9 protein-coding genes are annotated in these 9,303 nt (G+C 66.4%); 3 read left to right on the top strand and 6 right to left on the bottom strand.

Annotated elements, in window-relative coordinates:
* Positions 1 to 115: 115 nt before the first annotated feature.
* The 6 genes from G3I71_RS44315 to G3I71_RS44295 all read right to left on the bottom strand — a co-directional run bounded on the left by G3I71_RS44315 (position 116) and on the right by G3I71_RS44295 (position 5,755).
* Positions 116 to 1,357 carry a tyrosine-type recombinase/integrase gene (locus G3I71_RS44315; RefSeq protein WP_164324472.1) on the bottom strand — a complete coding sequence of 414 codons (1,242 nt, stop codon included), beginning with the start codon at positions 1,355 to 1,357 and terminating at the stop codon, positions 116 to 118.
* Positions 1,358 to 2,060: 703 nt separating this feature from the next.
* On the bottom strand, positions 2,061 to 2,297 hold the full coding sequence (locus G3I71_RS44310; protein WP_164324470.1) for a helix-turn-helix domain-containing protein: 237 nt from the start codon (positions 2,295 to 2,297) through the stop codon (positions 2,061 to 2,063).
* A gap of 251 nt (positions 2,298 to 2,548) precedes the next feature.
* Positions 2,549 to 4,171: an ATP-binding protein gene (locus G3I71_RS44305; RefSeq protein WP_164324468.1), complete on the bottom strand. Its 1,623-nt coding sequence runs from the start codon at positions 4,169 to 4,171 to the stop codon at positions 2,549 to 2,551.
* Positions 4,168 to 4,719: an HNH endonuclease gene (locus G3I71_RS44300; protein ID WP_343243276.1), complete on the bottom strand. Its 552-nt coding sequence runs from the start codon at positions 4,717 to 4,719 to the stop codon at positions 4,168 to 4,170. The genes G3I71_RS44305 and G3I71_RS44300 overlap by 4 nt, the downstream gene beginning before the upstream one ends.
* Positions 4,716 to 4,865: a hypothetical protein gene (locus G3I71_RS51910; RefSeq protein ID WP_239149738.1), complete on the bottom strand. Its 150-nt coding sequence runs from the start codon at positions 4,863 to 4,865 to the stop codon at positions 4,716 to 4,718. Before G3I71_RS51910 ends, G3I71_RS44300 begins: the two co-directional genes overlap by 4 nt.
* Positions 4,862 to 5,755 carry an RNA polymerase sigma factor gene (locus G3I71_RS44295; protein WP_164324464.1) on the bottom strand — a complete coding sequence of 298 codons (894 nt, stop codon included), beginning with the start codon at positions 5,753 to 5,755 and terminating at the stop codon, positions 4,862 to 4,864. Before G3I71_RS44295 ends, G3I71_RS51910 begins: the two co-directional genes overlap by 4 nt.
* 216 nt (positions 5,756 to 5,971) lie before the next feature.
* On the opposite strand from G3I71_RS44295, the gene G3I71_RS44290 reads away from it, so the two are divergent.
* The 3 genes from G3I71_RS44290 to G3I71_RS44280 all read left to right on the top strand — a co-directional run bounded on the left by G3I71_RS44290 (position 5,972) and on the right by G3I71_RS44280 (position 8,213).
* On the top strand, positions 5,972 to 6,328 hold the full coding sequence (locus G3I71_RS44290) for a GntR family transcriptional regulator (RefSeq protein WP_164324462.1): 357 nt from the start codon (positions 5,972 to 5,974) through the stop codon (positions 6,326 to 6,328).
* A 604-nt stretch (positions 6,329 to 6,932) separates the two neighbouring features.
* Positions 6,933 to 7,631: a hypothetical protein gene (locus tag G3I71_RS50560; protein ID WP_203732974.1), complete on the top strand. Its 699-nt coding sequence runs from the start codon at positions 6,933 to 6,935 to the stop codon at positions 7,629 to 7,631.
* 3 nt (positions 7,632 to 7,634) lie between these two features.
* The gene (locus G3I71_RS44280; protein ID WP_164324458.1) at positions 7,635 to 8,213 is read left to right on the top strand and encodes a cysteine hydrolase; all 579 of its coding nucleotides are present in this window, start codon (positions 7,635 to 7,637) and stop codon (positions 8,211 to 8,213) included.
* The last annotated feature ends 1,090 nt before the right edge of the window (positions 8,214 to 9,303 follow it).

The following is a 9,303-nucleotide window of genomic DNA, read 5'->3' as shown; positions in this document are numbered from 1 at the left end:
TAGGCGGCCGTCTTCTCGGGCTCGGAGAAGCAGGCCCACGGCCCAACAGGCGTTCTACCAGCGGTTTCCCTCCAACTGGCGTGCCCGTAAGGGGCCGTGGGCCGTCTGTGGGCCGTCAGGTCGGGCGTCGGGCCTTGTCGTAGACGTTGGCTATCGCCCCGCGCGTGCGTTCCTGACTGCTCGGCATGAGGTGCGCATAGATCCGCAGCGTCAGCGCCGCATTGCTGTGTCCAAGGTACTCACTGACGGCCTTGATGTTCTCCCCGCCGTCCAGGAGCGCCGACGCGTAGAAGTGCCTCAGCGCATGCATGCCGTGCTCACGCGCGGCGGCGTAGCCGTCAGCCTTGGTCTCCGGTTCGGGGATGACTCCCGCTGACACGAGAGCGGGCTTCCACGCTTCCTCGTTCAGCGTCGTACGCCACACATGGTTGCCGCCCGGAGCGAGGAAGATGAGCCGCTTGGTCACCTTCGGACCGTCGGGCGTCTTCCAGGGCAGCGTGATCTCAACCGGCGGGAACTGCTTCATGTGGGCCCGGAGCGCATCGGCCACGGGTCCGGGAAGCGGCACGTCCCGTACCTTGCCGCCCTTGGGAAGGGCGAACACGGGCCTGCTGCGGCACAGCTTGAGTTGCTGCACCACGTGAAGCGTGTCGGAGTCGAAGTCGAGTGCGTCTACGGCCACTCCGAGGATCTCCCCCTGACGCATCCCGCAACCGGCCCCCAGGTCGACCATGGCCCGGTATCGCGTCGGCATGCCCTTCTGCACGGCGAACACCCGCTCAGGGGACCACGGAACCACCCGCTTGGGGTCAAGCGCCGGCGGCTTGACCGAGCGTGCCGAGCACGGGTTGCGGCTCAGGTGGCCGTCGTCGACGGCGGCGCTCAGGGCGGCGCGTACGTTCGCGTAGATGGCCCTGCCGTACGAGCCTGGCACGCCGTTCTGTTCGAGCACCGAGACCCACTCACGGATGTGCCCAGGCTGGAACGACCCGAGGGGGCGCGAACCGATGTGCGGGAAGGCGTGACGTCGGAGTTGGGAGTTCATGGATTCCAGGGTGTTCGGGTCTGCCCCGAGCGTCGTCAGCCACTTCTCGGTGAACTGCTGAAAAGTCGTCTTGGCCGCGCGCGGGTCGACGTACTGCCCGCGCGACATGTCCGCCTCGATGTTGGCAAGCCACTGTTCGGCGAGCCGCTTCTGACGGTCGGGGAAGCTCTTGGACTTCTCCGTGCCGTCCGGGCCGACGTACCGGGCCCGGTAGCGCATGCCCGTCCCGTAGCGGTCGCTCTTGACGCGTACGGTCTTGCCGTTGGTGTCGGTTTCGGTCTTGTACCAGCGGTCTTGGATGTGGCCAGCCATGGGGGCTGACTCCCTTCTCGGTAGCAGGGCGGGGCGGGGTCCGGTGGGCGCCGTCCGGCCGGTTTCGGGGTGTGCGGTGCCGGGCCCGCTACTCGCTACGGGCCTGATCACTAGGGGTTTGGGGTGCTAGCGGGGTTGCTACCGGTAGCGGGTCGGGTCGCTACCGGTAGCAACCTCCGGGCGATGTCTCAGGGAGGCTGAGACAGGGGCTCTGACTGGCTTCCAGAGGTGGTTTCCCGGGGTGCTGAGGGGTTGCCTCCCTGCCTCCCTGAGGGGGTGTCCGTGCTGGTCAGGCAGAGGGAGGCGGGCAAGGGAGGCGGTCAGGGAGTTCTCCCTGCCTCCCTGCGTCGGCGAGGGTGTCCTCCCTGCCGTATGCGGTGTCCGCCGGGGCCCGGCGGGGAGGCTGAGACAGGGGCCCCGGGGTGGCTTCCAGGGGCGGTTTTCGGGGTGTCCGGGCGGTGCCTCCCCGCCTCCCCAAAGTGCTGTTTGCGCTGATCAGCACGGGGGATGCGGGGTGGGGAGGCGGTTGGGGAGTTCTCCCCGCCTCCCCCGTCCGGCGGGTGGTGCCTCCCCGCCGGATCGGGCCCGGTTTCGGGAGCGTCGGCGGACGGGTTGCTTGCCGCTTCACTGCTGATCAGTGCGGGTTTTGGTCGCTAGCGGGGTTGCTTGCGCAAGCGGCGGGGGTCGCTTGCGCAAGCGAGGCTCAGGCGGCTTCCGCGTCGGTCTGTTCGGTGACCCAGCGGGCCACGACGGCGGGGTCGTAGCGGATGTACTTGCCGACGCGGAAACCGGCCGGACCGATGCCCTTGCGGCGCCACTGGTAGAGCGTTTCGACGCTCGGCAGCTTGAACTTCACCGCAAGGTCTTCGGGGGTGAGGTAGCAGTCGGGCAGGCCGGATCGGAGGATGGCGCGGGGGTCGGTGTGCTCGGGGCTGGCCATGGCGTTGGTGACTCCTCGTGTCCGTGGGTGCGGTGCGTGGGAGTGATGCCGGTCGCCGTCCTAGAGAGTTGGTGTATTCCAGCGTCCGCAGCGCCCCAGCGTCCGCACGGCCACATCGCGGCAGTTCAGAGGGGGTGAGGGGTGCGGACGCTAGTGCGGACGCTGCGGACGCTGGACGGCTGTAGCGTCCGCAGCTTCGACGTGTCCGGGCCGCTGGTCTGCGGCCCGGCCCGGAGGGTTCTCCGGTGACGTCAGGGCTGATCAGGTGGGGTATCTCGCTCCCCGGGCGGTTCTCCCTCGGGCCAGAGAGACCCTTGGTCGGGTGCGGACGCTGGCTCTTCCTCCGGTGCCGCACGGGCCAGCGTGAGGAGCTTGTGCCGGTGCCTGTCTCGGCTACGCTGCGTGTCGTCCACCGTGATCCCGGTCGACCGCAGCAGCGGGGCGAGCCGCTTGACCCGGCCGCCCGCGCGGGTGGCGTCCTTGGGCCAGTTCGGCGGCCGGATGCCGCCGGGTACGGGCAAGGCTTCGAGGAGCTGCGCGGCGGTGCCCTGCCAGGTGCCCGCCTGGTCGACCAGGTGGCCGATGGCCAGCGCGAACGGGTCGCCCTCCAACGCGTCGGTGGCGACGTTCGCGGACGTGGCCAAGTAGTCGCCAAGGGTGTTCCAGCCCTGCGTCTGGTCGACTGCGGCGAGCACCCGGGCGAAGTCCGCCATACGCGGCATGGACTCCAGCCGCACCGACGGCAGCACCGCGAGCACGCACGCCAGCACGTCGAACAGGGCCCCGAGCACGGCCGGGCGGACGGCCGCGAAGGTGGCGTCCAACTCCTCTTCCGAGCGGCGCCGTTCGGAGTCGATGAGCTGCAAGTCGAGCAAGAGCACGCGTTCGGCGAGGTCGCCCGCGAGAGCTCCCGCGTCGATCGTGGTCAGGGCCAGCACCCGCCGGAAGGTGAGAACCACCACGTCGTCATCGGTGTACAGGGCGCGGTCGACGACTCCGTCACCGGTCACCGCCTTGCACAGCGTGTCCGACAGCCACGGCGGGATCGTGCTCACGTTGTCCAGGCACAGCGCCCATGAGCTGAACGCCTGCCGTGACCACGCCTTCTCGTCACGGGGTGAGCTGCGCTTGGCGGCCGGGGACGGGTCGATGAGGTTGATGAACATCTGCGCTGCCTTGGACTTGCCCGTGCCCTGCTCTCCCTTGCACACGAGCGCCGGGTGCGGGATGTCGGGAATCCAGGCCGAGACCAGCCACGCAACGAGCTGGTGGAACGTGGGTTCGTCCATGTTCAGCAGGGCGTGCAGTTTGGCCAGCCCGTCACCGTCCAGCACGGGTGTGGGCATCGGCGCCATGGCCCCGGAGCGGCGGAAGAGCACCGGAGCGCGGTCCGCTACGTTCCATCCCGTGCCAGTGATGACGACCGCGCGGCCGTCGGCGGTGCCGAGGTCGACCACGATTGCGCCGGCGGGCGCGCGCCCCACCCGCAGGTGGACGGCTACCGGGTCGGTGTCTTCCGCGATGCCTTCGAGCACCGTCATGGCGTCGGCGAGCGCGGACTGTGAGGCCACCTCTCCGGGGTAGGCGTCCGCGAACCGGCGGGCGAGACGCTGCCTGAGTCCAGCCCGGCCGCGTAGCGGGAGTGCGAGGTTCGGGCCGTCCAGGGCGACCGCGTAGGGGCGGCCGTCGGAGGACATCACGAACGTGTATTCCTCGCGTGCCATGGCCACGATCCGCGCGGCGGCGGGCGGCGGCTTACCGCTGTCGTCCGTGCTGTGGGCCGGTCGGCGGGCGGCCGGTTTGGTCGGGTCGGGTCGATTCATGCCGGGGTGGGGGTGGCCGTTGACGGGTCGTTCGGATCGAGTGGTGGTCATGCGGGCGTCGCCTCTCCGGTCGGCCGCACGCACACCCGCACGGGGCGGGGCGCGCGCAGACAGTCGGGCCGTGTGGTCGGTCGCCGTCGGGTGCAGGGGGAAGTCGATTCATGCAGGCTGCGGGTAGACCGCTGCCGGTCCGAGTCGGCCGACCCGACGGCCGCCGATCGGGGCGTGACGCGGGGTGTGACGCGGCTCGTCACACAGGTCAGAGGCGACCGGTTGGCGGCCGCGAGTCGGGCCAACAGCGGCACGTCGACCGGACGGACGACCGGCGCGGTCGGGTCGGCCCACACCAGCAGGACCAAGGCGAGCGAGAGCGGGAACCGGTCGGCCTTCGCCTCGTTGCACGGACGGCAGGCCAGCACGAGCGAGGACACCGACCATGAACGCCACAGGCTCACCGGGGCGATGTGGTCGGCCGTGGCCTCCCGGAGGTCCCGGAAGGGACGGCGGCAGTAGTAGCACTGCTGCCCGTCGCGGGCGGCGAGCCGTTGCTTACGGGCTCGCCGCCGATGCGAGTTCAGGTGCGGCGGACGGTTGCTCACGCCTGGTCGCCTTCCTGGGAGGCCCGAAGCTGAGCCTCCATCAGTGCGGCTTCCACGTCGTTGGGAGCCTGACCGTCGACGATGCTCTGATAGACGGCCTGACTCTCCAAAAACATGCGGTCCTGGAAGTTGAGGTCCTCGCTCATGCCGCCACCGCCAGGTCATCGGCGGTCAGGCTGCGCAGGTGCGGCAGGCAGCGCGACACCGCCTTGACCAGGTTCACCGGCACGCCGAGCCGCTCGACAGCCTCGGCGCGCGTCACACCCTGCTCCAAGAGCAGCAGGACCGAGCGCACGTCGTCGTCCAGGCGCAGCAGGACCGAGCGCCATACCGGATCCGTCCCGCTAAGCGCCTCGCGCTGCCACAGCGGCAGTGACATCGGATCCACAGGACCACCGGTCAGCACAGGGTTGACCACCTTGAGCAAGACGACGGCCGTCTTGAGCAGTTGCAAGGCGGTGGTCTTGTTGCACCCGAGGTGTTCGCCGATCGGCTCGGCCGACGTGCCGTCCAGCGCCAACATCAGCGCCTCGCGCTCCCGGTCCGGCAGCTTCTCCACCATTCGGCGCAGGTGCGTGGGGAGTTCCGCCATCGCACACTGTTCCGTCATGAACAGGCACAGCGTCTGGCAGTCCGCCGCGTCCTCCCCCGCCATCGGCTCCTCAGCCGCCATGGGCACGGCGAAGTACTCGGTGATGCGGTGCTGCACAGTCCGGAACAGCATGGCGTGAAGCTGATCCCGCGTCAGACCCGGCTCAAGGACGTCCCGGGTACGGGCAACCCGCACCCACGCCTCTTGCGCGATGTCCTCAGCGAGCGCCCCGGCCCGCGCAATGGACAAGCCCCGCCACGTCATCAGCTTGCGCCGGGCGTACGGCACCATCAGGTGATTGAACTGCGCGAACAACTCCCCCAGCCGCTCCGACTGCTCCGGCGTCAGCGGGATCATCTCGCCCCACTTCAGACGGCGCCCACCGGGACCCTTGCCCCGAGCCCCGAGCTGGTCGGTCCTGTCTTCTGCGATGGTTCCAGGCATGATGGAGGTACCCCTTTTGGGTCAGGAGCGGCGGCTTTGCTTGGCCGCGAGCGCCGCTCTGCGTTGTGTGGCCCCAACGGGTCGTTTGGTGCGGGAACACCGGCGACCCGTTGGGTACCTTGCTGTGCACTACGGTGCCCTAAGGTTCCGCGCTCGTCAACCCCCCTTCCTTCGGTCCTCTAGTGCACACTGCGGTGCATGTCGTAGCCTGGGTCTATGCCGATCAATCGAACTGGGGCAAGACCACTCAAGGCGCAGATCCTGGATGAACTCAGGCGGCGACTGACGACGGGGCAGTACGAGGTGGGCGCGAAGTTCCCGTCACTGCGGGAGCTGACGACCGAGTTCCAAGTAGCCGAGCTGACAGTGCAAGGAGCAGTACAAGAGCTCCAGCGCGCCGGGTATCTCGAAGCCGTGGCCGGCAGGGGCACCTTCGTCAAGGCGATCCCCGAGGCAGAAAGCTCCACACCACCCGAACTCGGCACGCATGAGTGCGATGCAGTCGACAGGCTGCGGGCAGAGATGGCGGAGATCCGGGCCCGGCTTGACGCTCTTGAGCGGGCGAGTTCCTGACTTCTGACGGTCCGTCGCTGTGTCATGCATCGAGCGTGCCTTTGACGGGGAAGCACCGGCAGACGACAGAGACAGACAGCGCTAGACAGCAGGCACGTCCATGGACAGGGGGACACGAGGCATGGACAGGGGGACAGCCGACAGGGAACAGCGTTTTGTTCCAAATCAAGTATTGATAGCCCTCAGGGGCGAACGGGGGTGGGGTAGGCCAAGACTCGCAAAGGCTTTGGATTCCCTCTGCCTGAGCAAAGGGTGGGGCTCACCAGGATTAGCGGCCCTTGAAAAGGCCTTGTATCGAATCGAAACAGGGCGGGTCGCCCGGCCTGATGATTTCTACACCCGCCTACTCTGCGAGGCATACGAGAAATCCGCCCATGAACTTTTCGGCGACCTTGTCGCAGGATCTCCGGTTGAGGGCGATTCAACCTGTGGCCTACAAAGCCATAAATTCATCCCGATATTCGTAGGGCCCGCCGCTGTCGCCAAAATAGTTGATTCGCAAGGTATGCGCAGCGCCGATACACAGTGGCTTGAATGCCATCGCACTGAAGTTAGCCTCTCTGGCGCGCGCTGCGATCTATACAGTTGGCCATTCGGTGTTGTCATGTATCACCTCGTTGAGGATCGACCCATCACGCAAGTCGCCGAATTGGCCGTATGGCGCCGCTCCTCCTATGAGGAAAACATGATTTGGGCGCAAGAAGAATTGCGCAGGATCACCGGCAGTGCGGACGTCAACGCTTCCTACGTACTCAGCCTCTACTGGCTAGATCGCTCCATATGGTCCGGCATTCAGATGGAAACAGCACTGCGCATTATGTGTATGCCACGCGTCCTACTCGAACGCGATGACGTCCGCAGCGATGCGAGAGATTCACTAGGGCATGCCACCCTGGTCGAACAAGCATTGCTGCGCGAGGGGTTCAATCATTCAGAGATGGTGAACTTCGGGGTCAAGGGTATTTCCCATGGTTTCGCATCCTGGTCAGGCGTCGTGTATCACCCAGTTGCGCCAGAGCGAGGACTTCCCGAACGGGACCTTGTGGCCTGCCAGTTGGCCGTTCAGGCCATTTGGGCATACTGCGACCACATCAGGGTGCAGGTAGAAAAAGGGTTCGATCCCGATGTTCCAGCGGAGTTCGGATGGAGGTTCCTCAGGGGAATCAGGTCCAGAATCACAACCGAACGCGCAACAGAAACATTCCAGCATCGCGCCATGCGTGAGGCCATCGTAGAAACTAGCGGGCTCGCGCGGCACCTGTCACAGGCAGTTGAAACGCTACGTGAATGCGAGGGGAAGTAAAACGTGGGAGAAAATAAGGCCGTTCTCGTAGTCGTCGATGCCCAAAACGGCTTCATTCGCGAACCGTCCCGGCCCGTGATTCCCGTGATCGCAGATTTGGTTTCTCGATGGCAGGGGAATGGTGGGGATGTAGTTTTTACGCGCTACCTGAACTATCCAGGGAGCCCGTTTGAGCGAATGATCCACTGGACCGCACTACAGGATTCTCCGCAAACGGATATTGTCCCCGACCTGCTTCCTTTGGCTGAGCAAGCGACAGCTATCCTTGACAAAACAATTTACAGCCTATTCTCAGAAGAAGGTTCGAAACTCGTCCAACGGCACGGCTGGACTGACCTGTACATCTGCGGCATCGCCACAGAAAGTTGTGTACTCAAAACTGCGGTCGACGCATTCGAACGAGACCTCACCCCGTGGCTTCTCGAAGACGCCTCAGCAAGCCACGCTGGCTCCGCTGTTCACGAGGCGGGAATTCTGGTAGCTAGCCGATTCATCGGCATTGATCAGATCATCAGAACCGCTGATGTGCCACGTTCTCTCCTTCCGGAGTCACCGTCGACCGACCCTGTCCACGCAGGTTAGAAGGTGCGCCCTACGGCCGCGCGATCCCTTGGCAGCTCGCTGCGCTCGCGCGCGACGGCCGCCGTGTCGAGCTGAGCACCGCCGCGCTGTGTGGCCTGCCCGTGAACAGGCCTAAGCAAGAGGAGCACCCGCCGGCGTGGTGCTCCTCTTGCCAGTGGGCCACAGACGAAGAGACCACCCTGCCGCGCGGCGTGGTCTCTTCGTCATTCCGGGGGCTAGCGTCCGCAGCGTCCGCAACCTCCCTCCCCCTAAGAGCCGCTTTGACCTGCGAAAAGATGCTCTTAGTAGCAGAGCGTGGCCGGACGCTGCGGACGCTAGCGGACGCTAAACAAATTGTTTAGCGTCCACACGAACAGTGCAGGTCAGACAGGGTGAGCGATGCCCGGCGGACGCTGCGGAGGCTGTCTTCCCTCAACTCTCTAGTAAGAGAAGGAAGAGCACTCTTCAGCGGGGGGAGGAAACGCGGGGGCGCACGGCCGTCTGCCCCTCACTGAAGAGCCTTGGAACGGCAGAGAGCGGAAGGGGCCCGGCGGCGCCTGCCCACGCCTGCCGTCTCCCCCTTGGAAGGCACCCAGGACGGCTTTTACCTGCGGGGCGGGCCGTCTGTCCCCCCGAAGGTAAAAGCCTCCCTCAGACGCCTTCCAAGGAGAGAGACGCCTGCGGGGCCCGGCACCGGGTGACGACTGGCGCGCGAGCATGGCGAGCCCAAAGGCGCGCGGCCGTAGGCCGCTCCTTCTCGCTCTCCCCCACGACGGACCGACGGCCGGACACGGCCCGGCCCGATAGCGATCCGCCGGCGCCCCTGCCGAGCGGCGTCTAACAGCCCGATTCCGGGGTCTGCCCAGACGGCTCGCTATCCGCTAACGTGCTGGTCACCTGCGGTTTTGGTCGCTAGCAGGGTCGCTAACGTTAGCGACCCCTGCCGCTAACGCTAGCGGCTCTTCGGGGCCCTGGGCCGGGCCGTCTGTGGGCCGTCCGAGGGCGACCAATGACGACAGGCAACGACAGACAACGACGGCTGGATTGCTGGTCGGAAGCCCATCAGGCCCCCGCCACCGAGCCCAGATAGGCGGCCGTCTTCTCGGGCTCG

Origin of the sequence: Streptomyces sp. SID12501 (assembly GCF_010550245.1) — a bacterium.
Taxonomy (GTDB): Bacteria; Actinomycetota; Actinomycetes; order Streptomycetales; family Streptomycetaceae; genus Streptomyces.
This window is presented reverse-complemented; position numbering and strand designations above follow the sequence as displayed.

Excerpts from the sequence above, each read along its gene's own strand:
- G3I71_RS44315 (WP_164324472.1), bottom strand. The coding sequence starts at position 1,357 with ATGGCTGGCCACATCCAAGACCGCTGGTACAAGACCGAAACCGACACC.
- G3I71_RS44310 (WP_164324470.1), bottom strand. The coding sequence starts at position 2,297 with ATGGCCAGCCCCGAGCACACCGACCCCCGCGCCATCCTCCGATCCGGC.
- G3I71_RS44305 (WP_164324468.1), bottom strand. The coding sequence starts at position 4,171 with ATGACCACCACTCGATCCGAACGACCCGTCAACGGCCACCCCCACCCC.
- G3I71_RS51910 (WP_239149738.1), bottom strand. The coding sequence starts at position 4,865 with ATGAGCGAGGACCTCAACTTCCAGGACCGCATGTTTTTGGAGAGTCAG.
- G3I71_RS44295 (WP_164324464.1), bottom strand. The coding sequence starts at position 5,755 with ATGCCTGGAACCATCGCAGAAGACAGGACCGACCAGCTCGGGGCTCGG.
- G3I71_RS44290 (WP_164324462.1), top strand. The coding sequence starts at position 5,972 with ATGCCGATCAATCGAACTGGGGCAAGACCACTCAAGGCGCAGATCCTG.
- G3I71_RS50560 (WP_203732974.1), top strand. The coding sequence starts at position 6,933 with ATGTATCACCTCGTTGAGGATCGACCCATCACGCAAGTCGCCGAATTG.